Here is a 25,347-nt window from a genome sequence, read left to right as displayed (position 1 = left end):
CAAAATCCTGGGGAGGCTCCCTGGGGCAAAGCGCGCACCCCGGGATTACGGTGCCCCGCCATGTCTCGCGCCCGTGCCCGTACCGCCCTGCTGCTGACCCTGACCGTCGGACTGCTCGTCGCCGTCCCGGCGGCCCACGCCGCCTCGGTGCGGATGATCGCCGGGGCCGGGGTGATGATCGAGGACCCGCGGGAGACCGCCAACCGCATGACGGTCAGCCTCAGCGGCAACGACGTGATCGTCCAGGACGACGCGCTCGATCTGGTGCTCGCCGACGCCAGCGACAACTGCAACCACAACGGCTCGCTGCGCATCGTCAAGTGCGCGGGCGCCGCGCCGTCGATCATGGCCTCGCTGGGCCCGGGCGACGACGTGATCACGATCCAGGGCGCGCTGAGCACGACGATCCGGGGCGAGGGCGGCCTCGACACGCTCAACGGGGGCGACGGCGTCGACAACCTGATCGGCGGCGAGGGCGACGACAAGCTCACCGGGGGCGGCGCGGCCGACACGTTCGTGGGCGGGCCGGGCACCGACGAGGTCCAGGCCGTCGACGGCCTGAAGGACACGATGCTGGCCTGCGACGAGGAGGACCTGCTCGACATCGTCGGCACCAACGACCTGGCCGTCGCCGACGCCGTCGACGAGGTGCCCACGCCGGCCTGCAACCGCGTCCAGAAGCCCAACGGCGGCGGTCCGCCGGCGCCCGCCGGGCCCGCCACCCCGGCCGGCGCGCTGGAGCGGACCGTCAAGGTGCCCGACGCGCGCCCGACCAACGACGGCCGCCTGCGCTTCACCTCGCTGACCCAGCTGCAGCGCCAGCTCGACGCGCTCAACGTGCCCTACAGCCTGCTGACCAAGGGCCTGCCCTTCCGCAAGGTCCGGTCCGCCTACCGCGCCAAGGTCGATGACGGTGAGGTCGTGGCCCAGCTGACCCCGATGGCGCCCGGCCAGCAGGTGCGGATCGACCCGACCAAGCCCTGCGGCGACGCCACCGTGGCCTGCCGGCTGACGGTGCGCGTGCAGTACTACGACGTGGCCCAGGACCTGCGCGGCGAGGCCTGCCCCTACCGCGGGGCGGAGGCGCGCAAGCTGACCGACGCGCTCGACGACCGCACCTACGAGGACGCGATCAGGCTGATCGAGGACCGCGAGTGCCGCTTCCGGATCGTCGACTACAGCGAGAGCTCCAGCTTCACCCAGGAGACGATCAAGTCGGCCAAGATCGGCAGCGAGCGCGGCAAGGCGGCGCGCCGGTTCTTCGTCGAGCTCAACGTGCGCCGTCCGATCCAGTCGGACTTCACGATCTCGCTGGCGCCGCGTCCCGGCGGCGACTACCAGCGCGAGCCGGGGCTGATCCCGACGTTCGAGCGCGAGCTCGACCTGGGCGCCGATGGCAAGCTGACCAGCTCGGCCAAGAACCTCGGCGTGGTGACCGTGCTCGTCAACGAGAACTTCACCAGCCGCCGCGTGCTCGGCGTGTCGGTGGAGGCGGTCAAGAACCCCAAGACCGGGGACGGCACGATCCTGGCCTCGCAGGCCACCGGCTCGGCCGGCGCGGCCACGCTGACCTTCCCGATCGACTGGACCGGCGATCTGGAGATCAACGTGCGCGTCAAGACGCAGCGCAACGCCAGCGACACCGCCCAGGACACGTTGCGCGGCTGGGCGACGATCCCGGTGGTCGATCGCGGCCGCAAGGACTTCACCACCCAGAGCGGGCGCCTGTTCCGCTGGCAGGGCGACCGCTACGTGCGCCGCGACCTGTTCGTCGAGGCGATGGAAGGGTTCGTGGCCGGGCTGAAGGAGCTGGGCGGGTCCGTCGGCGCCAAGGGCGACGCCTGCGAGACCGCGGCCGCGACGCTGACCGGCGCCGCGCTGGTCAACGACTGCTGGAAGAAGGGCGTGGCCGTGGTCCGCTCGACCAGCGGCGGCACGACCGCCGGGCCGGCGGTCCCCGCGCAGATCGTGTCCGTGCCGGGCCGCATCGCCGACGCCTCGGGCACGCTGTTGGACGCCAGCCTGACCGGGGCGATCATCCCGGGCAAGACCTCGGTGATCGGCGTCGGGCTGATCGGCAACGACGGCAGCACCTTGGTCGGCAACGACGGCGCCTCGTTGATCGGCAACGACGGCAGCACGTTGGTCGGCAACGACGGCGGTTCGCTCGTGTTCGGCAAGGGGCTGGCGGCGGTCAACCCGGCCGCGCCGCTGGTCAGCAACTCCGGCAGCACGCTGATCTCCAACGTCGCCGGGGTCTCCCTGATCCAGTCGGGCGCGATCGTGGTGCCGCCGGGCCTCGGTGTCGTGGCCCGCGACGGGGCCGGCGTCGTGGCCCGCGACGGTGCGGGCATCCTGCCGCTGGCGCGCGTGGCCGGGTAGCGCCCACGACGCGGACGCGCGAGGATGGGCGGAGATGACCCCGCCCACCTCCGACGTCCGCGTCGCGGCCCTGGACGTTTTCGCCGACGTCCTCTCCCAGAGCGACCTCGACGAGTCGCCCGACGCGTTCTACGGGCGTCTGTGCGAGGCCGTCTGCCGGCTGGCGCACATGGAGCGGGCGGTGCTGTTCCGCTACGACGCGGCGCAGCGCCGGGTGCGGGCGGCCGGCGCGCACGGGATCCCGCTCGAGCTGTTCGCCGGGGAGCACTTCTCCGTGGAGTCCGCGCCGCTGGCCGGGCGCAGCCTGCTCGAGGACCGCGTGATCGAGGCGTCCGAGGACCTGCAATCGCTGCTGCCCCCGCGCTACGTCGACCTGCTCGACCCGGCGCTGGTGATCTGCACGCCGATGGCCGCGTCCGGGCGCTGGGTCGGGGTGATCCTGGCCGACCGCGCCCGCGACGCGCCCGCGCTGACCCAGAGCGATCGCGAGCTGCTGTGGTCGCTGGGCAAGACCGCCGCGCTGGCCGCCGTCGCGCGCATCGCCACCAGCCAGCGCGAGCGGGCCACCCAGCTGGAGCAGCGCATCGACCTGGCCCGGGAGATTCACGACGGCGTCATCCAGCGGCTGTTCGGCGTGTCGCTGGCGCTGTCGGGCGAAGCGGCCCTGAGCCCGCGGGCCCGGCGGCGCTGTGCCGAGGAGCTGCAGGGAGCGCTGGCCGACCTGCGCGAGGCGCTCCAGCGGCCGCTGAGCCGCGCACCGCGACCCAGCGCGACGACGCTCGCCGCCGAGCTCGACCGCCTGGCCCGCGAGCACCCCGATCTCGGCGTGACGCTGGACGGCGGCGACGCCGACGCGGTCCCGGACCGGCTTCAGTCGCTCGTGCAGTCCGTGCTCACCGAGGCCGTGCGCAACGCGCACAAGCACGCGTCGCCCACGCGCGTGGGCGTGCGCCTCAGCCGCCACGAAGGCGCCTTCGTGATGGAGGTCGACAACGACGGGGCCAAGGGACGCCGGCGGGCGACCGGGATGGGACTGCGCCTGGTCGCCTTCGAGGCGCTGCGCAGCGGCGGCGTGGTCGAGTACGGGCCCGTCGGCAGCAACGGCTGGCAGGTCAAGCTCGTGGTGCCCGACGATGCCGTCTGAGCGCGACACGACCCGCGCCACCGCCCGCGCCCGCCAGGCCGCGCGCGATCTCAGCCGCCCGGCCGAGCGCGAGTCGCCGCGCCAGCCGCGCCCGCCCGAACCGCCCGCGCGGGGCCGGCGGCTGCGCGTGCTCGTCGTCGACGACCACGACGTCGTCCACTGGGGCCTGCGGCTGATGCTCGGCGAGCAGCCCTGGGTCGAGCGCTGCCTGGCCGCCCGCACGGGCGCCGAGGCGCTGGCCCACGCCAAGCGCTGGGACCCGCACGTCGCGCTCGTCGACCTGTTCCTGGGGGAGGAGTCGGGCGCGCAGATCTGCGAGGCCCTGCGGCTGCAGTCCCCGGGCACGCGCGTGCTGCTGATCTCCGGCGCCGGGCGCATCTCGCCCAACGCCGCGCGCGCCGCGGGCGCGTCCGGCTTCGTCTCCAAGGACCTGCCCGCGCCGGAGCTGGCAGACGCCGTGCGCGAGGTCGGCTACGGCCGCACCGTCTTCCCGGCCGTCGACGAGCAGTCGATGCCCCGCCTGACCCAGCGCGAGCACGAGGTGCTGGACCTGATCGCGCGCGGATCGACCAACCGCGAGATCGCCGCGGCCCTGTTCCTGTCGCCGCACACGGTCAAGGAGCACAGCAGCTCGCTGTATCGCAAGCTCGACGCGCGCAACCGCGCCGAAGCGGTGGTGCGCGCGCAGCGCCTCGGCCTGCTGGCCTGACGACCCCCCGGGCGTCGGGTTGTGGTGGCGGTCGGCGCGCGCGGTCGGCACTCTGGGGGTCATGGACCGTGGCGCGATCGTCCTGACAGGGGCCACCGGTGTCGTGGGGATGGAGATCCTCGCGCGGCTGGTGGAGCGTGGACGCGACGACGTGATCGTCCTCCTGCGGGCGCCGGACCAGGAGGCCGCCGACGCCCGCCTCGACGCCACGCTCTCGCGCCTGTGGGACACGCCCCGCCTGGCGCCGCGCGTCCGCGCGGTGTGCGGGGACGTGACCCGCTCGCGCCTCGGTCTCGCGGCCGCCGACCGGCGCGACATCGCCGCCAACGCGGACCGCGTGATCCACTGCGCCGCGGCGGTCGGGTTCGACCAGCCGCTGCCCGAAGCGCTCGCCGTCAACGCCCTGGGCACCCAGCGCGTGCTCGAGCTCGCGCACGGGATGCCGCAGCTGCGGCGCATGGTGCACGTGTCGACCGCGTTCGTGGCTGGGCGCACCGACGGCGTGTTCCGCGAGACCGACCTCGTCGCCGGTCAGGCGTTCCGCAACACCTACGAGCAGACCAAGCACCTGGCCGAGCGCCTGGTCTGCGGCAGCGGGCTGCCCGTCGTGATCGCGCGCCCGTCGATCGTCGTCGGCGACGGCGTCAGCGGTTGGACGCCCGCGTTCTCGGCGCTCTACCTGCCGCTGCGCGCCTTCGCCCGCGGCCTGCTCGATCGCGTCCCCGCCGACCCCGACGGCCTGGTCGACGCGGTCCCGCTGGACTACGTCGCGGCGTCGATCGTGCACCTGGTCGACGCGCCCGACGTCGAAGGGCGCACGATCAACCTGGTGGCCGGCGAGCGCGCCGCGCGCGTCGCCGACGTGCTCGCGCTGGCCCAGGAGCGCTTCGCCCAGCCCGCGCCGGTCTTCGCCCCGATGCGCATCGCGGGCGGCACCGAGGCGCTGGTGCCCTACTTCGACGTCAAGACGCAGTTCGACGACACCCACGCGCGCGAGCTGCTGGAGCCCGCCGGGCTGCGTTCCGAGCCGCTGGACGCGCTGTTCGAGCGCCTCATGGACTACGCCGAGAAGACGCGCTGGGGGCGCGTCCCGACCACCCGCGAGACCGCGTTGCGCCTGGCCGGCGTGCGCATCGAGGAGGCCGCTGCCGCATGAGCACCGAGATGGCCCGCTTCTTCCCCGACGACCCCGACCCGCTCGTGCAGGCCTCGTTCGCCTGCCCGTACTGCCTGCATCAGCCTTCGGAGGCGACGATCGAGCAGGCCAACGACGGCGCGATCGTGGTGTGCGCCTGCGACCCCTGCGACCACGCCTACGACATCGCCCTCACCGGCGAGCAGACGCTGCGCGTCCTGCTGCGCCAGCCCTGGGCCGACACGCACACCGTCGTCCACCGGGTGTGAGGATGGCCAGGCCTGGGAAGATCCCGGGCTTGGACATCGCCAAGGCCAAGCTGTGGGCCCAGAAGTGGCGCTGGTACGAGCGCAACTCGCTGCCGCTGCACCGCGCGCGCATCCACCTGCACGCCGCTCGCGCGGGCGCGTTCATCCGCTGGCCGGTCCACGGCAACGTCCTCGAGGCCTTCGACGAAGGTCGGCTGACGCTGGGCGAGAACGTCCTGCTGGAGCCCGGCGTGTGGCTGACCGCGCCCGGGCCCGCGCGCATCACGATCGGCGCGGGCAGCTTCCTCAACCTCAACGCGATGGTCGCCTCCATGGACCTGGTCGAGATCGGCCAGCACTGCATGCTGGCCAACGGCTGCTTCGTGACCGACGCCAACCATCGCTTCGACGATCCGACGATGCCGGTGCCGTGGCAGGGCTTCACCTCGCGCGGCCCGACGCGGCTGGGCGACAACGTGTGGCTGGGCGCGCACGTCGTCGTGACCAGCGGCGTGACGATCGGCGAGCGCTGCGTGGTCGGCGCCAACAGCGTGGTGACGACCGACCTGCCGCCCTACTCGGTGGCGGTCGGCGCGCCGGCGCGCGTCATCAAGACGCTCACCTACGGCGCGGACTAGGACTCAGTACTCGTCGGCCAGCGCCGAGACGAGCCCGTGCAGGCGGTCCGGCCGGCGCCGGGCCAGGTCGAGCTGGTGCTTGGTCGGCGGGTGCGTCAGCTGGTAGCGGATGGCCTCCAGCTCGCGCTCGCAGCCCAGGTCCTGGGCGTGCGGACGGCAGGCGTCGAGCATCGACTCGACGATCTCCGAGAGCGGGATCCGGCGCTCGGCCACCGGATCGATCAGCGCGGCGTCGGCCCCGTCGCGGGCGGCCAGGAAGCGGTTCTCGTCCAGCACCTCGGGCGAGTTGATGGCCAGCGGCTCGGCGTAGCCCTCGAGCGTCTCCAGGCGCACGAGCGACTGGACCAGCGCGACCAGCGCCGCGTTGGACTCCAGGCGCGTCTGCGCGTCCATCACGCGGATCTCGATCGTGCCCAGCTTGGGCTGCAGGCGCACGTCCCACCACAGGAACGTGGCCTCCGGGAAGGCGTCGCAGCGCACGAGCAGGTCGACGGTGCTGGCCCAGTCCTCGTAGTCGGCGAAGGCCCGGGGGATGCCGACGCGCGGGAAGGCCTGGAACAGCGGGGTGCGGGCCGAGGCCAGCCCGGTGTCGCGGCCCTGCCAGAACGGCGAGTTGGCGCTCAGCGCCAGCAGCACCGGCAGGTGGACGCGCATCGCGTTGGCCACGCGCAGGGCATCCTCGGGATCGCGCACCCCGACGTGCACGTGCAGCGCGAACGTCGGCTCGCGCCGGGCCAGCTCGCGCATCGAGCCGTACACCAGCGCCTGGCGGGCGCCGGTCGACACCGACACGTCGCGCCACACCGCGAACGGGTGCGTGCCCGACACCGCGACGGCCAGCGCACAGCCCTCGGCGGTCTGGCGCAGCGCGGCGCGCAGCCCGCGCAGCTCGTCCACGGCGGCGCCGACGGTCTCGTGCACACCGGTGGCCAGCTCGAGCGCGGCGGCGTGCGTCTCGGCGCTGGCGTGCTGGGCCACGTCGCTGGGCAGGCGGGGCAGGATCTCGTCGATCGCGCCGGCCAGGTTCCACGAGTTGGGCGCGACGAACATCGCCTCTTCCTCGACGCCGAGCGTGAACGCGGTGTCGCGCCCGGAGCCGGCCCAGGTGGCCCACGTGGGGAGCTCGCCGCTCAGGGGAGGACCCATGTGTCCTTCCCACCGCCCTGGCGGGAGGAGTTGACGACCAGGCTGCCCTCCGTGAGCGCGACGCGGGTCAGGCCGCCGGGCAGGGCCGCCGCCCGGGTGCCGTCGTAGAACAGGAAGGGCCGCAGGTCGACGTGGCGGGGCGCCAGCCGGCCGTCGATGACCGTCGGGTGCGTCGACAGCTTGACCAGCTCCTGGGCGCACCAGCCGCCGGGATCCGCGCGCACCGTCTCGGCCGCTTCGCGCAGCTCGACGCCGCTGGCCGCGGGACCGATCAGCACGCCGCGGCCGCCGTGGCCGTCGCGCGGCTTGAGCACCAGCTCGCCCAGGCGCTCCAGCGCCTCGTCGCGGGCCTCGCGCTCCTCGAGGTCGTAGGTGACGATCGAGGGCAGCAGCGGCTCCTCGTCGAGGTAGAAGCGGACCATCTCGTCGACGTAGGGGTAGATGCGCTTGTCGTCGGCCACGCCGGTGCCGAAGCCGTTGACCACCGACAGCGTCCCGGCGCGCAGCGGCTCCAGCAGCAGCTCGCCCATCGAGGTGAGCTGTCCGTCGGTGTCGCGCAGGCGATCCTCGTCGGTGCGCCGGTAGACGACCTGGATCGCCCGGCCGCCGTCGCGCGTGACCAGCCGGTCGCCGTCCACGCGCACGTCGTCGGTGTGCACGAGCGTCACGCCGGCCAGTTCGGCCAGCACCCGGTGCTCGAAGTAGGCGGAGTTGTCCGGGCCGTCGGAGAGCACGACCACGGCGGCGTCGGAGTCGGGCAGCGGACGCGCGGCCGCCAGGACGCTGCCCAGCAGGTTGGCCAGCGCGGCGCGCACGGGGCGGCGCGGCTCGTCGTAGTCGAGGTGCGCCTTGGTCGCGCGGCGGGTGGCCAGCAGGTAGGCCATGCCGGAGGGCGTGCGCACGTTGTCCTCGAGCACGTGGAAGCGGCCGTCGCGATCGCGCACGACGTCCAGGCCGGCGATCACGATGTGCGCGCTGGCCGGCGCGGGCAGGTCGGCCAGGTCCGGCTCCAGGAAGGGCAGCGTGGAGGCCAGCCGCTCGGGCACGACGCCGGCCGCGATCACCCGCCGCTCGCCGGCCATGTCGCCGACGAAGGCGTCCAGCGCCCGCACGCGCTGGCCCAGCCCGGCCTCGAGCTCGCTCCACTCGTCGGCGGCGATCAGCCGCGGGATCGGATCGACGGGGAACGCCTGGTCGCCGCCGAAGGTCGCGCCCTCGCTCGCGGCGTGCTCGGCCACCGCCCGGCCCAGCGCTCCCAGATCGCGATCGGCCAAGCGAGCCAGCAGCGACTCGTACAACGGTCTGGGCTCCCCGGCGGCGTCAAATGCCTCGTCCCACGCGTCAGCTGGCTCGTAGGAGATGGGGGTGACCCGTCGCTCCTGGACGGTCATCTCCCAGTCAACCTACCCCGGTGTCACCGCCGCGCAATCGACCGAGCGGACAACGCGCACCCCGAAAGCGTGGACCGAGTGGTGCGAAACCTCGATGGGAACGGGAGAATCAGGCGGCGCTGCGGGCCGTTGCCGGGGTGCTGGCGGCCGCGATGAAGCTGGCGAACAGCTGCTGATGATCGACCCGGGCGATCAGGGACTCGGCGTGCCACTGGACGGCGATGACGAAGTCGCGATCGGTGGCCTCCAGGCCCTCGACCACGCCGTCGGGCGCCCAGGCCACCGCGCGCAGCCGGCGGCCGAGCTCGTGGGCGGCCTGGTGGTGGAACGAGTTGACGTCCATGTGCGTGGCGCCGAGCGCCTTGGCCAGCCGGCTGACCGGCTCGATGCGCACCGCGTGCGTGGCCACCCGGCCCGGCTCGGACTGGCGGTGCTGGATGGCGCCGCCGACGTCCTCGGGCAGGTGCTGCCACAGCGTTCCGCCGCGGCACACGTTCAGCGCCTGCAGCCCGCGGCAGATGGCCAGGATCGGCATGCGGCGCTCGTCCGCGGCGCGCAGCAGGTTCAGCTCGAACTCGTCCAGCGGCGGCTCGGTCGGCCCCAGGTAGTCGTGGGGGACGGCGCCGTAGTAGGACGGGTGCAGGTCGGGACCGCCGGACAGCAGCAGCCCGTCGACCCGGTCCAGCAGGCCCTCGACGTCGGAGGCGGCCATCGGCGGCACGACCACCGGGATGCCGCCCGCGGCGTCCACGGCGCGCGGGTAGTCGAGTCCGAGGGCGAGCTCGCGGCGGGCCGGATCCGACTCGGCCAACGGCTCGACGTGCGGCGGCGTGCGCAGCTCCGAGGTCGAGATGCCGATCAGCGGGGCCATAGAGTCGAGCGAGCGTAACGAACGCCCCCGGCGGGAAGGCCTGACGTCCGATGTGTGGATTGTGCGGAGAACTGCGGCAAGCGGGGCCGGCGGACGTCGACGCCGTCGCCCGGATGACCGCGACGATGGTCCGTCGCGGCCCTGACGACCACGGCGTGTGGGCCTCGGGCCGCGTGGCGCTCGGCCACCGGCGCCTGTGCATCATCGACCTGTCGCGGGCGGGCTCGCAGCCGCTGGTCGACTCGCAGCTCGGCCTGGCGGTCGTGTTCAACGGCTGCATCTACAACCACCAGGAGCTGCGGGCCGAGCTGGAGGGCCACGGCTACACGTTCTTCTCGACCTCCGACACCGAGGTGATCGCCAAGGCCTACCACCGCTGGGGCGAGCGGTGCGTGGATCGCTTCATCGGCATGTTCGCCTTCTGCGTGATCGAGCGCGACAGCGGCCGTGCGGTGCTGGCCCGCGACCGGCTGGGGGTCAAGCCGCTCTACCTGGCCGACGTCGACGGCGCCCTGCGCTTCGCCTCCACGCTCCCGGCGCTGCTGGCCGGCGGCGGGATCGACACCTCGATCGACCCCGAGGCGCTGCACCACTACCTGTCCTGGCACGCGGTGGTGCCCGCGCCGATGACCATCCTGCGCGGCGTGCGCAAGCTCGCGCCGGCCACGCTGCTGGTGATCGAGCCCGACGGGCGTCGCCACGAGACGCGCTACTGGGACCCGCCCTACCGCCGGCGCTCGGAGGACCGCGCGATGGACGCGGCGGACTGGGGCGAGGCGATCGGCGCGTCGCTGGCCACCGCGGTCAAGCGCCGCATGGTCTCCGACGTGCCCGTCGGCGTGCTGCTGTCGGGCGGCCTGGACTCCAGCCTGATCGTCGGCCTGCTGGCCCGACAGGGGCAGCACGGGCTGAAGACGTTCTCGATCGGCTTCGACGCGGTCGGCGAGCAGTCCGGCGACGAGTTCGCCTACAGCGACATCGTGGCCCGCGAGTTCGCCACCGACCACGTGCAGATCCGCATCGGCGCCGACCGGATGCTGCCCGCGGTGCCGGAGGCGATCGCGGCGATGAGCGAGCCGATGGTCAGCCACGACGCCGTCGCCTTCTACCTGCTCTCCCAGGAGGTCAGCCGCCACCTGAAGGTCGTGCAGACCGGTCAGGGCGCCGACGAGGTGCTGGCCGGCTACCACTGGTACCCGCCGATGCACGGCAGCGACGACCCGGTCGGCGACTACGAGGACGCGTTCTTCGACCGCACGCACGACGAGATGGATCGCTTCGTCGACGACGAGCTGACGCTCGACGACCCGGTGTCCCGCGAGTTCGTGGAGGCGCACTTCGACGGCGCGCGGGTGGGCGGGCCGCTGGACCTCGCGCTGCGCCTGGACCAGCAGGTGATGCTCCCCGACGACCCGGTCAAGCGCGTCGACAACATGACGATGGCCTGGGGCCTGGAGGCGCGCACGCCGTTCCTGGACCACGAGCTGGTCGAGCTGGCCGCCGCCTGCCCGCCCGAGGTCAAGCTCGAGCTCGACGGGAAGGGGCCGCTCAAGCGCGCCGCCCGCGGGATCGTGCCCGACGCGGTGATCGACCGGCCGAAGGGCTACTTCCCGGTTCCGGCGCTGGTCCAGCTCGAAGGCCCCTACCTCGACCTCGTGCGCGACGCGCTGACCGATCCCCAGGCGCGCCGGCGCGAGCTGTGGGAGGACGCCTACGTCGACCGGCTGCTGCGCGAGCCCAACGAGCACCTGACGCCGTCGGGCGCCAACAAGCTGTGGCAGCTCGGGCTGCTGGAGCTGTGGCTCCAGGCTCAGGGCGTCTGACGCAGGCGCAGCCCGCCGATCGCGGCGAGGATCGAGGTCGCGCGGGTGGCGGTGATCGACAGCACGACGTCGTCGGGCCGGGCGCGGGCGGCGTCGACGAGCGCGAGGGTGGAGGGCTCCGGCGGATCGGGCGCGGCGACGGCCGCGGGATCCCCGAGCTCGGCGGCGAAGTCGTCGAGGCTGGTGCGCAGCGCCTGGCCCCAGTCGGCGATCGCCGGGTGCACGCCGCGCGAGCGGTGGTCGTGCGCCGTCTCGGCCAGCACGAGCGCGCTGTCGTCGATGCGCACGATCGCGGCCAGGATCGCGCCCGCGCGGCCCACGTCGGGCCGGCGCGCCACGGGCTCGGCGGCGGCGCGCTGCAGGGAGGCCTGGGCGTTGGTCAGCGCGAGTCGGGCGGCCAGCCGGTCGCGGTGCATCGCGTCGGGGTCGTAGGCCGCCGGGTCGGCCAGGCCGCCGACGATCGCGCTCAGCCAGCGGCCGTGGATGGCCACCACGTCGGCGATGCGCTGGCGCAGCGTCTCCTCCTCGCGGGTCGGCCACAGGGCGAACGCGCCCAGCGCGATCACCGAGCCGATCGCGGTGTCGATCAGGCGGTCCTCGATCGCGCCGATCGCCGACGCGCCGGAGAAGTCGACCAGCAGCGCGATCAGGATCGTCAGCGTCACCGAGAAGAGCGCGATGTTGGCCGGGAAGAGCGCGTACGCGGCCAGCGCGAGCACGGTCATCAGCCCGAGCACCACCGGGTCGCTCGGGTGGGCGAGCGTGACGATCGCGGCGGCCACGATCACGCCGAGCATCGTGCCCGCGGCCCGGGCCAGCCCGCGCGAGTAGGTGGCCAGGTAGTCGGGCTTGAGCACGAACAGGACGGTCAGCGGCACCCAGTAGCCGCGCTGCAGCGGGAGCGCGCGGTAGGCGATCACCGCGACCATCAGCGCGACGCCCAGCCGCGTGGCGTGGCGGAACGCGCCCGAGCGGGGCGTCAGCTGCGCGCGCAGGGCGACCAGGCTGCGCGACAGGGCTCCGCCGCGGGGCGATCCGGGCAGCGTCACGCCGGGATCGCGCCCGCCCTGGCTGATGCGCGTGACGAGCATCAGCGCGGGCTGCTGGACCGCGGGCGCGCTGACCGCGGCGGCCCGCGCGCGCAGCGCGGCGATGTCGGCCACCGGCCGGCCCGCGGCCAGCCCGTCCAGCGCGTCGGCCGCATCGGCCAGCAGGCGGTCGACCGCCTGGGGATCGGCCGGCCGCACGTCGCTCAGCGCCGCGATCTCCAGGCGGATCCACTCGCCCTGCTCGACCAGCTCGCGCTGGCGCTCGCGGGTGCCGGTGCGGCTGGGCGCGTCGCCGATCAGCTCCGCGGCCGCCGCCAGCGCGGCCGCGCAGCGGGCCAGGCCGGCGCTGGAGGGCGACCGGGCGCACACGGCCAGGGCGCGGTAGGCGGTGCGCACGGCGCGGCGCTCGGGCCCGAGCGGGCGCAGCGGCCAGGCGGCGACGGCGACGGCGGTCTGCAGCAGACCGCCGACGGTCATCAGCGCCGCGACATGGACGGCACCCACCCCGTGCACGTGCAGGTCGGCGGACAGCAGCAGCGCCCAGGTCGACAGCATCCCGGCGAAGGCCGGGCGCGGGCCGAGCGCGACGAGCAGGCCGCCCGCGAAGCCCCAGGCGCCCATCAGGAGCACGGTCGCCGCGTCGGACGCGCCGGTCGCGCCCCCGACCAGGGCGGCCAGGCCGGCGGCCAGCGTGGTGGACAGCAGCGTGAGCGCGCGGACGCGGTAGCCGCCGCCGAGGTTGGCGAAGCCGACGATCAGCGCGCCGATCGACGCCGTCACGCCGTCGGCCACGTGATCGGTGGCCAACCCGATCACCAGCGGGATCGCGAAGGCCAGCGCACAGGGCAGCGCGGCGTCGACCGCCACGCGAGAACGGTCGAGGCGCAGGACCTCGCGCACCAGGCCGTCGTCACGCACGGCCCGGCAACCTATCTGTCGGCGTCAGCCGCCGAAGCGGGACCGCAGCGCCATCACGTTGGCCACGTACTGCTGCGTCTCGGGCAGCATGCCGATGCGCTGGACCGAGTCCAGGCCCTGGTAGTAGCCGGCGGCGGCCATCGCGTAGTCGCCGCCCGTCTCCTGGAGCAGGTGCCCGAGGTACAGGACGCCGGCCCCGACGTTGTCGATCGGCGAGTTCGGATCGAGCTGGCGCTTGGCCAGGTTGGCCTGCACCCAGGCCCAGGTGCCGGGCATCACCTGCATGACGCCGCGGGCGTTGGCCGAGGAGACCATCGCGTTGTTGAAGCCCGACTCCTGCCAGGCGATCGCGGCCGACAGGTCGGCCGGAACGCCGTTGCGCGAGGCGACCGTGGCGATGTCGGACGACGTGACGGTCCCCGGCGCCGGGTTGGGGCTGGCGGTGGTCACGACCGGAGCGGGCGCGGGCTCGCTGGCGGCGGCCGGGGTGGGGGCGCCGGTGGGCAGCTTGATCAGCGTGCCCGCGATCAGGAACCCGTTGGGATCCAGCCCGTTCATCGAGGCCATCTGCTCGACCGTGACCCCGGACTGGGCGGCCAGGCCGCTGAGCGTGTCGCCCGGGCGCACGGTGTAGGCGCCCATCGGCGGCGGGCCGGCGGCCGGCGCGGCGACGGGTGCCGCGGAGGCGTCGGCGGCGGCGCTGGCCGCCGCGGCCGGCGCGGACTGCAGCGCGATCGCCGCCTCGCTCACCGTCGGCAGCTGGATGGTCGAGCCGAGCACCAGCGGGGCGTCCTCCGACAGCCCGTTGGCCGCCGCGAAGGCCCGCGTGGTCATGTTCTGCGCCGCGGCCAGCGACCACATCGTCTCGCCGGGGGCGACGGTGTGGGCGACGCCGGCGGACGCGGCGGTCGGAGCGATCAGGGCGGCGCCGAACAGCAGCGCGGGGAGGAGCAGGGCTGGACGCATGTCCGATACCCGTACCCCTCCCCGTTTGCTAGCGCAACGGAGAAAGCGCGGTTACGGAGCCTCGTCAGGAAGCTTGCAGCTGCGCGCGGAACTCGGTCAGCTCGCCCGGATCGATCGAGTACGTGTGGTCGGCCTCCGGGTAGCGGTGCGTGCGCACGTCGTCGGCGTAGGCCCGCACGCCGCGCACCATCTCCTCCATCAGGTCGCCGTAGCGCTTGACGAACCGGGCCCCGACGCCCTCGCGGATGCCGAGCAGGTCGTGGAACACCAGGACCTGGCCGTCGGTCGACGCGCCCGCGCCGATGCCGATCACCGGGATCTCCATGTGCTCCATCAGCTCGTCGGCCACCGCGGAGGGGATCGCCTCCCAGACGATCGAGAAACAGCCGGCGGCCTGCAGCTCCAGCGCCTCGCGGGCCACCTTCAGCGCGGCGTCGGCCGTGCGGCCCTGGGCCCGGTAGCCGCCCAGCGCGGTCGACGTCTGCGGCGTCAGGCCGACGTGGCCCATCACCGGGATGCCGGCCGACACGATCGCCGCGGCCCGGGCGACCATCGCGCCGCCGCCCTCGAGCTTGACGGCGTCGGCGCCGCTCTCCTTGACGAAGCGCTGCGCGGTGGCGATCGCCTGCGCGTCGGAGGCCTCGTAGGAGCCGAACGGCAGGTCGGCGACCAGGAACGGCGTGCGCAGGCCGCGGCGCACGGCCGCGGTCAGCATGAGCATCTCGTCGGTGGACACGGGGACGGTCGACGGGTAGCCGAGCACGGTCATCGCGCCCGAGTCGCCGACGAGGACCATGTCGACGCCGGCCGCCTCGGCGACCTGGGCCGAGGGGTAGTCGTACGCGGTGACCATGACGATCGGCTCGCCGGTGCGCTTCTTCTCGGCCAGACGGGGGAGCGTCATCGGCAGGGCGTCGATGCCGGAGGTGGTGGTGGGGACGGTCGGTGCGGCACTCATGGCGTTGCTCCTTCTGGTTGACGCCCTCAGCTACGGAGGGTCGCCACCTCGGGTTGACGGTCGTTGAGGGTGATCGTGGTGTTGTCGATGAGACGGGCACGGCCGACGCGGGCGGCGATCGCCACCAGCACGTCGCGTTCGATGGAGGTGATCGGCAGGAAGCTGTCGGGATCGACCACCGCGACGTACTCGGCCTCCACGCCGAGCGCGTCGAGCTGGGCCAGCGCGGCGGCCTGCACGGTGGCGGGATCGGTGGCGCCGGCGGCGACCGCGGCGCGGGCGGCCTCCAGCGCGCGGCTGAGACCGAGGGCGCGCGGGCGCTCCTCGTCGGTCAGGTAGGCGTTGCGGCTGGACATGGCCAGGCCGTCGGCCTCGCGGACCGTCTCGCAGCCCTCGATCCGCACGGGGATGTCGAGATCGCGCACGAAGCGACGGATCACCGCCAGCTGCTGGGCGTCCTTGCGGCCGAAGTAGGCCACGTCGGGCTGGGCCATGTTCAGCAGCTTGGTCACGACGGTGGCCACCCCGTCGAAGTGCGCGGCGCCACGCTGGGCGCCCTCCAGCGGCTCGCTCACGCCGGCCACGTGGACCGTCGTGCTGAAGCCCGTGGGGTAGATCTGCTCGACCGGCGGGGCGAACAGCAGGTCGGCGCCGGCCTCGGCCGCGGCGGCGGCGTCGCCGGCCTCGTCACGCGGGTAGGCGGCCAGGTCCTCGTTGGGCCCGAACTGCGCGGGGTTGACGAACAGCGAGACGACGACGAGGTCGTTGTCCGCGCGGGCGCGGCGGATCAGCGACAGGTGGCCGTCGTGCAGGGCGCCCATCGTGGGCACCAGGCCGATCGAGCGGCCGTCGCGGCGGGGCTGGCGCAGCGCGCTGCGCAGCTCGACGACGGTGCGCACGGTCCTCATCGGATCGTCCCGGTCGTGGCCAGGTCGCGCGTGGCCTGCGTGAGCGCGTCGAACAGGCCCAGCAGCTCCGGCGTGCGCTGCGCCACCGCGTCGCGCTGTCGCTCCACGGTCGTCTCGTCGCCCCGGGCGATCGGACCGGTCAGCGCCCGCTCGCCGCCCACGCGGGACCAGTTGTCCAGCGCGGCCTGGGCCAGCGGCAGCAGCGCGGCGCGGTCGACGCCGGTGGTCGCGGCCAGCCGCTCGGCGGCCGCTTCGAGCGTGACGAGGAAGTTGGCGGCGATCGACGCCGCGGCGTGGTAGGCCGCGCGGTCGTCGTCGTCAACCACGACGGGACGCAGGCCGATCGCCTCGGCCAGCGCCGTGGCCGCCCGCAGCGCGCGGTCGGTGGAGCCGGCCACCGCGGCGGTGGCGCCCCGGAAGTCGGCGCCGTCGGCGGTGACGGTCATCAGCGGGTGCAGGCTGAACGCCTCGTGGCCGGCCAGCGGGGCCAACGTGGTGGCGCCGGAGCAGTGGCCGACCAGCGGGCCGGGGGCGACGGCGGCCGCCGCGGCGGCGATCTCGGCGTCGGGAACCGCGAGCAGGACGACGTCGGTGCGTGGGTCCAGCGCGGGCGTGCGCCCCAGCGGCCCGTCGACGAGCAGACCGGCGGCGCGCAGGGCGTCGGCCAGGGACGTGCCGAGTCGACCGCGGCCGATGACCGCGAGGTGCAGGGAGAGGGGGTGGTTTCCCGTCATGTCGGTCCAGCTCCGTGGGGATGCCGGTCGCGTGTTGCTGTCTGCTGCCGATTGCTGCTCGGTCCGTCCCCGAAGGTGACGGCCTTCGTGGCGCATGATACCCACGCAGGGCCGCCGTTACGCTGGCCGCGATGCCGTCGTCCGCGCAAAGACGCGAAGAGCTCAAGCTGGTCTTCGAGGAGGCCCGTGGCTGCGTCCGCTGTCCGCAGCTGGTGGCCGAGCGCGAGCAGGTCGTCTTCGGGGCCGGGAACGCCGACGCGGACCTGATGTTCGTGGGGGAGGCACCGGGCGCCAACGAGGACCGGATGGGCCTGCCGTTCGTGGGTCAGGCGGGCAAGCTGCTGGATGAGCTGCTGTCGGACATCGGCATCGCCCGCAGGGACGTGTTCGTGACCAACGTCCTGAAGTGCCGGACGCCGGGCAACCGCGACCCGCAGCCCGTCGAGATCGACAACTGCCACGCCTACCTCGTCGGTCAGCTCGAGCTGATCGAGCCGCGGGTCGTGTGCACGCTGGGGAACTTCGCCACGAAGCTCGTGCGCGGCGACCCGGCGGGCATCACCCGGCTGCACGGGCGGGAGGAGGTGCGGGTGATCGGCGGCCGCGCGGTGCGGCTGTTCCCGGTCTACCACCCGGCGGCGGCGCTCTACACACCGCGGATGCTCGAGGTGCTGCGCGGCGACTTCGCGCGGATCCCGGAGCTGCTGGCCCAGCCGGCGCCCGCGCAGCCGCAGATCGCCGACGTGCCCGAGCCGGAGCCCGAGGCGATCGATGCGGAGCCCCCGCCGCCCGCGCCCCCGCCGCCCGACGACCAGCTCGGCCTGTTCTAGTGTCAGGGCACTAGGTCGTCCGGCGGGCCTGGCGCAGCGCGCGCAGCTGCGCCCGCTCGCGCTGCCCTCGCCTGGGGCCCTTGACCAGCGCGCGCGTGGCGAAGGTCAGCGCCTGGGCGGCGTCGTCGAGCCGCAGCGCTCGCGTCCCGAGGTCGGCGCCGATCACCGCGCGCCGGCGCTGGGCGTGCAGGAGCAGCGGCTCGCCGCCGAAGTGGCCGGTGGTCGAGTGCCCGCCCCGGTGCAGCAGCGCGACGCTCGGATCCAGGACGGTGGGCACGCCGCGGGCCTGTGCCCGCAGGCACAGATCCAGGTCCTCGTAGAACAGGAACGCGTCGGGGTCGAAGGGCCCGAGCGCGCGCAGCGTCGACGTGCGCGCGGCCAGCGCGGCGGCGATCGCCCAGCCGATCGCCCGGGGCCGGCCGGAGCGCCACGGGTCGGCGTGGTCGCGCAGGGCGCGGGGCAGCAGCTGGGGATGCACGACGGCGGGCAGCAGCGCGCGGGCCGTGCCCGGGCGCGGGTGGGCGCTGCGCTGGATGCTGCCGTCGGGGTTCAGCAGGCGGGGCGCGATCAGGCGGTCGGCGTCGTGGGCGGCGGCGGCCAGGCGCTCGATCCCGTCGTCGCGCAGCACGATGTCGGGGTTCAGGAGCACGGTGACGTCGGTGCGCACGCGCTGCAGGCCGGCGTTGTTGGCGGCACCGAAGCCCGGGTTGCCGTCGAGCACGAGCAGGTCGGCGCCCCAGTCGGCGGCGATCTGCGGGCCGTCGTCGGTCGAGCCGCTGTCGACGCACACCACGCGCGGCCGGCGATCCAGGCAGCGGTCGATCGAGGCGAGCAACGCGCGCAGGTCGGGGGCCGAGTCGTGCAGCACGACGACCGCGGTCCAGTCGGTCATCGGGTCGCGGCCTCGAACGCGGCGTGCAGGCCGTCGGCGCAGGCGGGCCAGCTCAGGCGGTCGATCGCCGCCCGGCCCTCGGAGACGATCTGCGCGCGCAGCGTGGCGTCCGTGGTCACGCGCAGCAGGGCATCGGCCAGACCGGCGGCATCGCCGGGGGCGAAGCGCAGCGCACCTGGGCCCAGCGTCTCGTCGTACACGGCGAGGTCGGCGACCACCGGCGCAACGCCGCGGGCCAGCGCCTCCAGGGGCGTCAGGCCGAAGCCCTCGTCGTAGGCCGGCGCCACGACGGCGGCGGCGCCCCGGTAGAGCGCGTCGAGCGCCGGGCCCTCCACCGGACCGAGCAGCCGCACGCCCGGCCGGCCCTCCAGCCGGGCGGCCAGCCGGCCCGCGCCGGCGAAGCACAGCTCGGCGTCCAGGCCGCGCGCCCGGGCCCGGGCGTACGCGCCGGCCAGCAGCTCCGGCGCCTTGCGCGGCTCCAGGGCGCCCACGCACAGCAGATACGGCGCCGTTGTCCGCTCCGACCCGGTATCCGGGCTCGAGCGGACAACGGGCGGGGTGCCGGGGCCTTCGGGGACCACGCGCAGGCGGGCCGGATCGACCCGCCAGTGCTGCCGCACCAGGTCCGCGGTCGCGCGCGACACGCACACGACCTGGGCCGCGCGGCGGGCCTGGGCGTCGAGGCGGCCCGCGGCGTGCCAGGCGCGCTCGTAGGCCGTGAAGTCGCCCGGGCGGATCACCCAGGAGAGGTCGTGCACGGTGAGCACCAGCGGGGCCGAGCCGTCCAGGCCGACGGGGGCGGGCGCGGGCACCCAGACCACGTCCAGGCCGCCGCCGCACAGCCGCTCCAGCGCGGGGCGTCCGGTCGCCGCGCCCGCGGCGAAGACCACGCGTCCGGGCAGCGGGCCGCGGCGCACCTCGACCCCCTCGGGCACGTCGACCGGTCCGCGTCCGGGCACGAAGGCCACGTACTCGTCGCCCGGGAATCGCGTGACCAGCGCGTCGAGCGCGTGGCGCAGGTAGCGGGCGACGCCGCGCCCTGCGGCCAGGTGCCGGGCGTCGACGCCGATGCGCATGGGCGCGAGCCTACTTCTCGGCGGCCAGCGCGAGCTTCTTGTAGGCGGCCAGCGCCGGCTTGTCGAGCGGGTCGCCGCTCGGGTTGGCCGGGTTCAGCTTGCGCAGCCCGGACCAGTCGAACAGGTTCTTGGAGCCGTCGGAGCCGTCGGAGCTCAGCCAGGTCGACCAGATCACGTTCTCCAGGTGCCAGGCGCGCCGCTTGGCCATCAGCGCCTTGTAGGCCTGCGTCAGCTTCTGCGCCTGCCCGGCGGGCGTCGTCGCGAAGTCGGAGATGTCGGTCGCGGCCTGGCCCTTGGACGACGCCCAGGTGATCTCGGAGATCGACAGCGGCACCTTGGCATCGCCGTGCTTGGCCATCACGCCGCGCACGAGCTTGATGATCTTCAGCACGTTCTCGACCCGGTAGGAGAACGGGTGCGTGGCCGCCACGTCGTACATCGAGCGGTTCATGCCCGCCTTGTAGGCCAGCTCCATCGCCTCCCACGAGCGGTTGCCGAAGCCCGGCCCGATCACGGTGGCGCCCGGATCGGCCTGCTTGATCGCGTCGTGGGCGGCCTTCAGCAGGGCCACGAACGGCTTGGCGAACGGCGTGCTCGACGACCAGTAGCGGTCGAGGTTCGGCTCGTTCCACACCTGCCACGCGCGCTGCGGGCGGTTGGGGATCGACGGGTTCTCCGACCAGAAGGCGCCGTTGGGGCCGTAGCGGGCGATCATCGCCTTCAGGAACGCGGCGAAGTCCGCCGGGTCCTTCGGGGGCGAGGAGATGTTGGCGGCGTCCTCGCGGGCCCAGGCCGGGGCGCGCAGCACGACCGGCACGACGCCGATGCCGTTCTTGGCCGCCTCGCCGATCAGCCGGTCGAAGCTCGTGGTGATCAGCGGTCCGCCGCGCTCGGGCTGCATGTCGGCCCAGTAGACGACGGGTCGGATCGTCTCCACGCCCGAGGCCTTCATGAGCGAGAACTCGTGGGCGAACGACGCGTCGTCGCGGGTCATCAGGACGCCATCGGCCATGACGCCGAAGAAGCCGGTGGGAACGGTGCGGGCGTGGGCGGCCGCCGGGGCCAGCAGGGCCAGCAGGGCGACGAGAAGGACGGTCCGGCGCATGAAGCTGGACACCCTAGTGGGACGTTGGTGGAGCACTGCCGCCGGGCTGCTCTCATAGACTCGCGGCTGATGCAGCGGCGTGTCGCCCTGATACATGACTTCCTGCTCGACGTTCGCGGAGCGGAGCGGACCTTCTCTGCGCTCGCGGACATGTACCCCGAGGCGGATCTCTTCACGGCGATCTACGACCCGCATGGGACGGAGGGACGGTTTGCGCATCGCACCGTGAACACGTCGTTCCTCCAGCGGTTGCGGCCCACGGCGCGTTCGTTCCGCCCGCTGCTGCCGTTCTACCCCTACGCGATGGAGGCCATGGACCTGTCGGGGTACGACCTGGTCCTGTCCAGCTCCAGCGCCTGGGCGCACGGCGTGATCGTCGATCCCGACGCCGTCCACGTGTGTTACTGCCACAACCCCTTCCGCTACGCCTGGAACGCCCGCGACGAGACGCTCAACCAGCGCGGCGTGCTGCAGCGGGCCGCGCTCGGCGTCGTCTTCCAGCGCTGGCGCCAGTGGGACTGGATCGCCGCCCAGCGCGTCGATCGCTACATCGCCAACTCCGAGACCACCCGCCGGCGCATCCGCCGCTACTTCGGCCGCGAGAGCGACGTCGTCTACCCGCCGGTGGAGACGTCGCGCTTCACGCCCGGGCCGGTCAGCGACTTCTACGTCGTGCTCAGCGAGCTGATGCCCCACAAGCGCATCCACCTCGCGGTCGAGGCGTTCAACCGGCTGCGCCTGCCGCTCGTGGTGATCGGCAACGGACCCGACGCGCGCCGCCTGCGCCGCCTGGCCGGTCCGACGATCTCCTTCGCCGGCCGCGTCTCCGACGCCCGCGCCGCGGAGCTGCTGAGCGCGTCGCGGGCGCTGATCGTCACCGCCACCGAGGAGTTCGGCATCGCCGCGGTCGAGGCCCAGGCCGCCGGGCGCCCGGTGATCGCGCTGGCCGAGGGTGGCGTGCGCGAGACCGTCCAGGAGGGCCTGACCGGCACGTTCTACGACGCCGCGGATCCGCAGGCGCTGGCCGACGCGGTCGCCCGCTTCGACACGCTGGCCATCGACCCGGACGCCTGCGTGGCCAACGCCGACCGCTTCGACGTGGCCCACTTCCGCCACGGCATCCGCAGCGTCGTGGCCGAGGCGTGCGCCGACGAGCGCCCGCCCCGCGCCGATCCGCGCCGCGTGCGCCCGCGCGGGCTCGGCTCCCGCCTGGTGGCGCCGGGCGCGTGAGCGCGACCCGCGTCGCCGCCGTCGTTCCCAACTGGAACGGCGCGCGGTGGCTGAGCGCCTGCCTGGCTGGGTTGCGGGCCCAGGAGCGGCCGTTCGACGAGCTGATCGTCGTCGACAACGGCTCGGTCGACGGCTCGGCCGACGATCTGGGCGCCGACGTGCGGGTGATCCGGCTGGGCCAGAACCGCGGCTTCGCGGCGGCCGCCAACGTCGGGCTGCGGGCGACGCAGGCCGACTGGGTCGCCTTGATCAACAGCGACGTCGAGCTCGCCCCGGACTGGCTGGCGCTGATGGTCGCGGCCGGCGAGCCCGACGACATCGCCAGCGTGGCCAGCAAGATGGTCTCGCTCCAGGACCCCGGCGTGCTCGACGACACCGGGGACTTCCTGCGCCGCGACGGCGTCTGCGAGCAGCGCGGCCGCGGGCGTCGCGACGACGGCCGCTGGGACGAGCCGGGGGAGGTCTTCGCCGCCTGCGCGGGCGCGGCGCTCCTGCGCCGGGGCACGGCGCTGGCGGTGGGCGGCTTCGACGAGCGCTTCTTCTCCTACCTGGAGGACGTCGATCTCGGTCTGCGCCTGCGCCTGGCCGGCTGGCGCACCGCCTACGCGCCCGCCGCGGTGGCCCGCCACGCCGGCGGCGGCTCGTCGCATCAGCTCGAGCGCCCGGTCGGCGGCTGGGTGGCCCGCAACACGCTCCTGCTCGTGGCCAAGGCCTATCCCGTGCGCTGGGCGATCCCCGTGCTGTACCGCCAGGTGGCCTGGCTGGTGGCCGCCGCGCGCGCCGGTGAGCTGCGCGCGCACCTGGACGGGCTGCGCGCCGCCCGGCCGCTGCTGGCGGAGCTGTGGCGGGAGCGCGACGCGCTGCAGCAGGCGTCCAGCGTGCCGATCGGCGCGGTGATCGACGCTCGGCCCTGGCGCGGCCCGCAGGCCGGCGGCCACCGCGACGCGGGCTTCTAAGACGATGTCCTGGGCGCGCTGGCGGACGCCGATCCTGCTGGTGCTCGGCGCGCTGCTCTCGGCGGCGACGCTGCTGCGCGAGATCGGCCCGCACGACGAGGGGCTGATGCTCCAGGCCGCCCAGCGCGTGGCCGACGGGCAGTGGCCGTATCGCGACTTCTGGTGGAACTACGGGCCCGGTCAGCCGCTGCTGCTGGCGCTCCCGATCAAGCTGTTCGGCCCCTCGCTGCTGTGGTGGCGGCTGCTGCGCGTCGTGCTCGACACGGTCGTCGCGCTGCTGGCCTACAAGCTCATCCGCCGGGGGACGGCGCCGGAGCCGATCGCGCTGCTGGGCTGGCTGGCCGCCGCCGCGGCGATGGCCTGGCCGGCGACGCCAGGGCCGAATCCGATGGCGATCGCGCTGGTGTTCGGGGCGCTGCTGCTGGCCCGCCGCCATCCGCTGTGGGCGGGGGCGCTGTGCGGGCTGGCCGTCGCGTTCCGGCCCGAGATCGGCGTGGCCGGGGCGATCGCGGTGGCGCTGGTGGGCGGGGGGTGGGCAGCGCTGGCGCCGGCGGCCGGTGTGGCCGCCGTCGCGCTGCTGCCGTTCTTCGTCGTCGCGCCCGGCGACATGTGGCACGACACGGTCGGGTTCCTCGGCGTGCAGGGCCTGCAGCGGCTGCCGCTGCCGGTCAACCCCTCGGGCATCGGGCTGGACCCCAACAAGCTGCTGGAGTTCTGGTTCCCGCTGATCCTGGTCGTCGCCACGGCGCTGTGGGCGGCCTGGGCGGCGCTGCGCCGGCCGCGCTGGGCGCTGGCGGCGCTGCCGCTGCTGGTCGTCGGGCTGGCCTACCTGCTGGGGCGCCCCGACGAGTTCCACCTGGTGCCGCTGTCGGTGTTCCTGGCCGTCGCGCTGGGGCTCGCGGCGGGTGCCGAGCGGGCAAGAGCCCTGCAGATCGTGCTGATCGGCGCGATCGCGCTGATCGCGCTGAACGGGTTGGAGCGGCGCTGGGGCCAGCTCGTCCACCCGCCCGCGCTGGCCGACGTGCCGTCGTCGGTGGCCGACGGCGTGCGGACGTCCCCCGCCGAGGCGGCCGCGCTGGCCCAACTGCTCCCGCGCATCGACGAGCTGGCGCCCGCGGGCCGGCCGATCTTCGTCGCGCCGCCGCGCTTTGACCGCGTCTCGGTCGGCGACCCGCTGCTCTACGTGCTGGCCCAGCGCGACAACCCGACGCGCTACGACGTGATCCAGCCCGGCATCGTCACCACCGCCAAGGTGCAGCGCGAGATGATCGCCGACCTGGAGCGCACGCGGCCGCCGGTCCTGGTGCGCTGGCTGGACCCGCGCGCCACCGCCGACGAGCCCAACGGCTCATCGCGCTCCAGCGGCGTGACCCTGCTGGACGACTACCTCGACGCGCACTACGAGCGCGTCGGCCGGTTCGGCGACTACGTCCTGGAGCGACGGGGGAACGGGGGGCCATGAGCAACGACGACGAGAAGCAGTACCGCGGCGCGCCGCTGGCCCAGGACGCCTCACCGGAGACGACGCCGCCGGACCCGGACGAGCTCGGCACGGGCGGCCTCCGCGGCGACGGCCTGGCCGACGACGCGGCCCCCGACACGCCCGGCCCCGACCCCGACAAGGCCGCCGAGGGCGGCATCCGGGGCGACGGGTTGGCCGAGGAGCGCTAGCCGTCGGCGTCGCCAGCGTCGCGCATCCGGGCGACGTTGGCGAAGTCGCCCGGACCGTCCGGGTCGATCTGCGCGGTGGCCATCAGGCGGGCCAGCATCATGTACTGGCCGATCACCTGGATCAGCTCGACGATCTCGGCGGGCGACAGCGCGGCCGAGAGCGCCTCGAAGGTCGGGTCGGTGGGGGCGACGTCGCGCACGATCTCCTGGGTGAAGCGCGCGACCGTCAGCGCGTCGCCCTCCAGCGCGGCGCCGAGCTCGGGACCGCGGACGGCGTCGATCTGCGCGTCGCTGACGCCGACCGCGCGGGCGATCGCCTCGTGCTGGACCCATTCGTACTCGGCCCCGGGGCTGATCGCGGCGACGCGCAGGATGGCCAGCTCGCGCAGCACGGGATCGAGCTCCAGCCCGGTCAGCAGCACGCCGCCCCAGCGCAGCCAGGCGCGGTAGGTGCTGGTGCCGTTGGCCATCAGGCGGAAGACGTTCAGCTGCGGCGCGCGCGCCACGGCGTCGGCGATCTCGGGCGGCGCGTCCTCGGTCTGGACGTAGGGCAGTCGGGCCATCGCG

24 protein-coding genes are annotated in these 25,347 nt (G+C 74.3%); 12 read left to right on the top strand and 12 right to left on the bottom strand.

The genetic code is table 11. The features are described from left to right. Positions 1-60: 60 nt before the first annotated feature. From ACZ5UI_RS11680 to ACZ5UI_RS11655, 6 genes are all read left to right on the top strand, one after another. The gene (locus tag ACZ5UI_RS11680; protein ID WP_464197357.1) at positions 61-2,382 is read left to right on the top strand and encodes a hypothetical protein; all 2,322 of its coding nucleotides are present in this window, start codon (positions 61-63) and stop codon (positions 2,380-2,382) included. Between the two features lie 34 nt (positions 2,383-2,416). Beyond that, complete coding sequence (locus ACZ5UI_RS11675) at positions 2,417-3,526, top strand: GAF domain-containing sensor histidine kinase (RefSeq protein ID WP_464197356.1); 1,110 nt, start codon at positions 2,417-2,419, stop codon at positions 3,524-3,526. Further along, positions 3,516-4,235 (top strand): LuxR C-terminal-related transcriptional regulator, encoded by a 720-nt coding sequence (locus ACZ5UI_RS11670; protein ID WP_464197355.1) that lies wholly within the window; start codon positions 3,516-3,518, stop codon positions 4,233-4,235. The genes ACZ5UI_RS11675 and ACZ5UI_RS11670 overlap by 11 nt, the downstream gene beginning before the upstream one ends. 61 nt (positions 4,236-4,296) lie before the next feature. Further along, a complete protein-coding gene (locus tag ACZ5UI_RS11665) occupies positions 4,297-5,391 on the top strand; it encodes an SDR family oxidoreductase (protein WP_464197354.1) in 1,095 nt (364 codons plus the stop codon). Then, positions 5,388-5,639 (top strand): hypothetical protein, encoded by a 252-nt coding sequence (locus ACZ5UI_RS11660; protein WP_464197353.1) that lies wholly within the window; start codon positions 5,388-5,390, stop codon positions 5,637-5,639. The genes ACZ5UI_RS11665 and ACZ5UI_RS11660 overlap by 4 nt, the downstream gene beginning before the upstream one ends. A 29-nt stretch (positions 5,640-5,668) precedes the next feature. Beyond that, positions 5,669-6,256 (top strand): acyltransferase, encoded by a 588-nt coding sequence (locus tag ACZ5UI_RS11655; RefSeq protein ID WP_464197352.1) that lies wholly within the window; start codon positions 5,669-5,671, stop codon positions 6,254-6,256. A gap of 3 nt (positions 6,257-6,259) precedes the next feature. Here ACZ5UI_RS11655 and ACZ5UI_RS11650 read toward each other — a convergent pair whose 3' ends face one another. The 3 genes from ACZ5UI_RS11650 to ACZ5UI_RS11640 form a co-directional block, all read right to left on the bottom strand. Next, a complete protein-coding gene (locus tag ACZ5UI_RS11650; protein ID WP_464197351.1) occupies positions 6,260-7,402 on the bottom strand; it encodes a carboxylate-amine ligase in 1,143 nt (380 codons plus the stop codon). Next, complete coding sequence (locus ACZ5UI_RS11645; protein WP_464197350.1) at positions 7,387-8,793, bottom strand: circularly permuted type 2 ATP-grasp protein; 1,407 nt, start codon at positions 8,791-8,793, stop codon at positions 7,387-7,389. The genes ACZ5UI_RS11650 and ACZ5UI_RS11645 overlap by 16 nt, the downstream gene beginning before the upstream one ends. Before the next feature lie 109 nt (positions 8,794-8,902). After that, positions 8,903-9,664 carry a gamma-glutamyl-gamma-aminobutyrate hydrolase family protein gene (locus tag ACZ5UI_RS11640; protein WP_464197349.1) on the bottom strand — a complete coding sequence of 254 codons (762 nt, stop codon included), beginning with the start codon at positions 9,662-9,664 and terminating at the stop codon, positions 8,903-8,905. Positions 9,665-9,714: 50 nt separating this feature from the next. On the opposite strand from ACZ5UI_RS11640, the gene ACZ5UI_RS11635 reads away from it, so the two are divergent. Further along, a complete protein-coding gene (locus tag ACZ5UI_RS11635; protein ID WP_464197348.1) occupies positions 9,715-11,487 on the top strand; it encodes an N-acetylglutaminylglutamine amidotransferase in 1,773 nt (590 codons plus the stop codon). Here ACZ5UI_RS11635 and ACZ5UI_RS11630 read toward each other — a convergent pair. From ACZ5UI_RS11630 to ACZ5UI_RS11610, 5 genes are all read right to left on the bottom strand, one after another. Next, positions 11,475-13,454 carry an FUSC family protein gene (locus tag ACZ5UI_RS11630; protein WP_464197347.1) on the bottom strand — a complete coding sequence of 660 codons (1,980 nt, stop codon included), beginning with the start codon at positions 13,452-13,454 and terminating at the stop codon, positions 11,475-11,477. The genes ACZ5UI_RS11635 and ACZ5UI_RS11630 overlap by 13 nt on opposite strands. A 24-nt stretch (positions 13,455-13,478) precedes the next feature. Continuing rightward, positions 13,479-14,420 (bottom strand): LysM peptidoglycan-binding domain-containing protein, encoded by a 942-nt coding sequence (locus ACZ5UI_RS11625; protein ID WP_464197346.1) that lies wholly within the window; start codon positions 14,418-14,420, stop codon positions 13,479-13,481. Between the two features lie 64 nt (positions 14,421-14,484). Beyond that, complete coding sequence (gene panB / locus ACZ5UI_RS11620) at positions 14,485-15,378, bottom strand: 3-methyl-2-oxobutanoate hydroxymethyltransferase (protein WP_464197345.1); 894 nt, start codon at positions 15,376-15,378, stop codon at positions 14,485-14,487. A 26-nt stretch (positions 15,379-15,404) separates the two neighbouring features. After that, positions 15,405-16,286: a pantoate--beta-alanine ligase gene (gene panC, locus ACZ5UI_RS11615; RefSeq protein ID WP_464197344.1), complete on the bottom strand. Its 882-nt coding sequence runs from the start codon at positions 16,284-16,286 to the stop codon at positions 15,405-15,407. Further along, on the bottom strand, positions 16,283-17,020 hold the full coding sequence (locus ACZ5UI_RS11610) for a DUF2520 domain-containing protein (protein ID WP_464197343.1): 738 nt from the start codon (positions 17,018-17,020) through the stop codon (positions 16,283-16,285). The genes panC and ACZ5UI_RS11610 overlap by 4 nt, the downstream gene beginning before the upstream one ends. A 131-nt stretch (positions 17,021-17,151) precedes the next feature. On the opposite strand from ACZ5UI_RS11610, the gene ACZ5UI_RS11605 reads away from it, so the two are divergent. Beyond that, a complete protein-coding gene (locus tag ACZ5UI_RS11605) occupies positions 17,152-17,850 on the top strand; it encodes a uracil-DNA glycosylase (protein WP_464197342.1) in 699 nt (232 codons plus the stop codon). Between the two features lie 10 nt (positions 17,851-17,860). Here the strand turns inward: ACZ5UI_RS11605 and ACZ5UI_RS11600 are convergent, their stop codons facing one another. Genes ACZ5UI_RS11600 through ACZ5UI_RS11590 form a run of 3 tightly spaced genes read right to left on the bottom strand, consistent with a single transcriptional unit; the run spans position 17,861 to position 20,923 of the window. After that, positions 17,861-18,742, bottom strand: a complete 882-nt coding sequence (locus tag ACZ5UI_RS11600; RefSeq protein WP_464197341.1) for a glycosyltransferase family 2 protein — start codon at positions 18,740-18,742, stop codon at positions 17,861-17,863. Continuing rightward, positions 18,739-19,818, bottom strand: coding sequence for a glycosyltransferase family 4 protein (locus ACZ5UI_RS11595; RefSeq protein ID WP_464197340.1), 1,080 nt, complete (start codon positions 19,816-19,818; stop codon positions 18,739-18,741). Before ACZ5UI_RS11595 ends, ACZ5UI_RS11600 begins: the two co-directional genes overlap by 4 nt. Before the next feature lie 10 nt (positions 19,819-19,828). After that, positions 19,829-20,923, bottom strand: coding sequence for a glycoside hydrolase 5 family protein (locus ACZ5UI_RS11590; RefSeq protein WP_464197339.1), 1,095 nt, complete (start codon positions 20,921-20,923; stop codon positions 19,829-19,831). Positions 20,924-20,992: 69 nt separating this feature from the next. On the opposite strand from ACZ5UI_RS11590, the gene ACZ5UI_RS11585 reads away from it, so the two are divergent. The 4 genes from ACZ5UI_RS11585 to ACZ5UI_RS11570 are packed head-to-tail and all read left to right on the top strand — an operon-like array spanning position 20,993 to position 24,780. After that, positions 20,993-22,153 carry a glycosyltransferase gene (locus tag ACZ5UI_RS11585; RefSeq protein WP_464197338.1) on the top strand — a complete coding sequence of 387 codons (1,161 nt, stop codon included), beginning with the start codon at positions 20,993-20,995 and terminating at the stop codon, positions 22,151-22,153. Then, the gene (locus ACZ5UI_RS11580) at positions 22,150-23,109 is read left to right on the top strand and encodes a glycosyltransferase family 2 protein (RefSeq protein WP_464197337.1); all 960 of its coding nucleotides are present in this window, start codon (positions 22,150-22,152) and stop codon (positions 23,107-23,109) included. The genes ACZ5UI_RS11585 and ACZ5UI_RS11580 overlap by 4 nt, the downstream gene beginning before the upstream one ends. A 4-nt stretch (positions 23,110-23,113) precedes the next feature. Continuing rightward, on the top strand, positions 23,114-24,571 hold the full coding sequence (locus ACZ5UI_RS11575) for a hypothetical protein (protein ID WP_464197336.1): 1,458 nt from the start codon (positions 23,114-23,116) through the stop codon (positions 24,569-24,571). Then, positions 24,568-24,780: a hypothetical protein gene (locus tag ACZ5UI_RS11570; RefSeq protein WP_464197335.1), complete on the top strand. Its 213-nt coding sequence runs from the start codon at positions 24,568-24,570 to the stop codon at positions 24,778-24,780. Before ACZ5UI_RS11575 ends, ACZ5UI_RS11570 begins: the two co-directional genes overlap by 4 nt. Here the strand turns inward: ACZ5UI_RS11570 and ACZ5UI_RS11565 are convergent. Next, positions 24,777-25,343, bottom strand: coding sequence for a carboxymuconolactone decarboxylase family protein (locus ACZ5UI_RS11565; RefSeq protein ID WP_464197334.1), 567 nt, complete (start codon positions 25,341-25,343; stop codon positions 24,777-24,779). The two genes, ACZ5UI_RS11570 and ACZ5UI_RS11565, sit on opposite strands and share 4 nt — an antisense overlap. Positions 25,344-25,347 lie beyond the last annotated feature (4 nt).

It is taken from the genome of Conexibacter sp. JCM 18997 (genome assembly GCF_055391915.1).
The sequence above is the reverse complement of the archived record's forward strand: the minus strand, read 5'-3'. Positions and strand labels throughout refer to the sequence as shown.

Bases quoted from the DNA above. Each gene is read 5' to 3' on its own strand.
- ACZ5UI_RS11595 (WP_464197340.1), bottom strand. From the start codon at position 19,818: ATGCGCATCGGCGTCGACGCCCGGCACCTGGCCGCAGGGCGCGGCGTC.
- panB (WP_464197345.1), bottom strand. From the start codon at position 15,378: ATGAGTGCCGCACCGACCGTCCCCACCACCACCTCCGGCATCGACGCC.
- ACZ5UI_RS11610 (WP_464197343.1), bottom strand. From the start codon at position 17,020: ATGACGGGAAACCACCCCCTCTCCCTGCACCTCGCGGTCATCGGCCGC.
- ACZ5UI_RS11570 (WP_464197335.1), top strand. From the start codon at position 24,568: ATGAGCAACGACGACGAGAAGCAGTACCGCGGCGCGCCGCTGGCCCAG.
- ACZ5UI_RS11565 (WP_464197334.1), bottom strand. From the start codon at position 25,343: ATGGCCCGACTGCCCTACGTCCAGACCGAGGACGCGCCGCCCGAGATC.
- ACZ5UI_RS11650 (WP_464197351.1), bottom strand. From the start codon at position 7,402: ATGGGTCCTCCCCTGAGCGGCGAGCTCCCCACGTGGGCCACCTGGGCC.
- ACZ5UI_RS11605 (WP_464197342.1), top strand. From the start codon at position 17,152: ATGCCGTCGTCCGCGCAAAGACGCGAAGAGCTCAAGCTGGTCTTCGAG.
- panC (WP_464197344.1), bottom strand. From the start codon at position 16,286: ATGAGGACCGTGCGCACCGTCGTCGAGCTGCGCAGCGCGCTGCGCCAG.
- ACZ5UI_RS11670 (WP_464197355.1), top strand. From the start codon at position 3,516: ATGCCGTCTGAGCGCGACACGACCCGCGCCACCGCCCGCGCCCGCCAG.
- ACZ5UI_RS11585 (WP_464197338.1), top strand. From the start codon at position 20,993: ATGCAGCGGCGTGTCGCCCTGATACATGACTTCCTGCTCGACGTTCGC.
- ACZ5UI_RS11640 (WP_464197349.1), bottom strand. From the start codon at position 9,664: ATGGCCCCGCTGATCGGCATCTCGACCTCGGAGCTGCGCACGCCGCCG.
- ACZ5UI_RS11635 (WP_464197348.1), top strand. From the start codon at position 9,715: ATGTGTGGATTGTGCGGAGAACTGCGGCAAGCGGGGCCGGCGGACGTC.
- ACZ5UI_RS11660 (WP_464197353.1), top strand. From the start codon at position 5,388: ATGAGCACCGAGATGGCCCGCTTCTTCCCCGACGACCCCGACCCGCTC.
- ACZ5UI_RS11600 (WP_464197341.1), bottom strand. From the start codon at position 18,742: ATGACCGACTGGACCGCGGTCGTCGTGCTGCACGACTCGGCCCCCGAC.
- ACZ5UI_RS11680 (WP_464197357.1), top strand. From the start codon at position 61: ATGTCTCGCGCCCGTGCCCGTACCGCCCTGCTGCTGACCCTGACCGTC.
- ACZ5UI_RS11625 (WP_464197346.1), bottom strand. From the start codon at position 14,420: ATGCGTCCAGCCCTGCTCCTCCCCGCGCTGCTGTTCGGCGCCGCCCTG.
- ACZ5UI_RS11665 (WP_464197354.1), top strand. From the start codon at position 4,297: ATGGACCGTGGCGCGATCGTCCTGACAGGGGCCACCGGTGTCGTGGGG.
- ACZ5UI_RS11675 (WP_464197356.1), top strand. From the start codon at position 2,417: ATGACCCCGCCCACCTCCGACGTCCGCGTCGCGGCCCTGGACGTTTTC.
- ACZ5UI_RS11645 (WP_464197350.1), bottom strand. From the start codon at position 8,793: ATGACCGTCCAGGAGCGACGGGTCACCCCCATCTCCTACGAGCCAGCT.
- ACZ5UI_RS11575 (WP_464197336.1), top strand. From the start codon at position 23,114: ATGTCCTGGGCGCGCTGGCGGACGCCGATCCTGCTGGTGCTCGGCGCG.
- ACZ5UI_RS11590 (WP_464197339.1), bottom strand. From the start codon at position 20,923: ATGCGCCGGACCGTCCTTCTCGTCGCCCTGCTGGCCCTGCTGGCCCCG.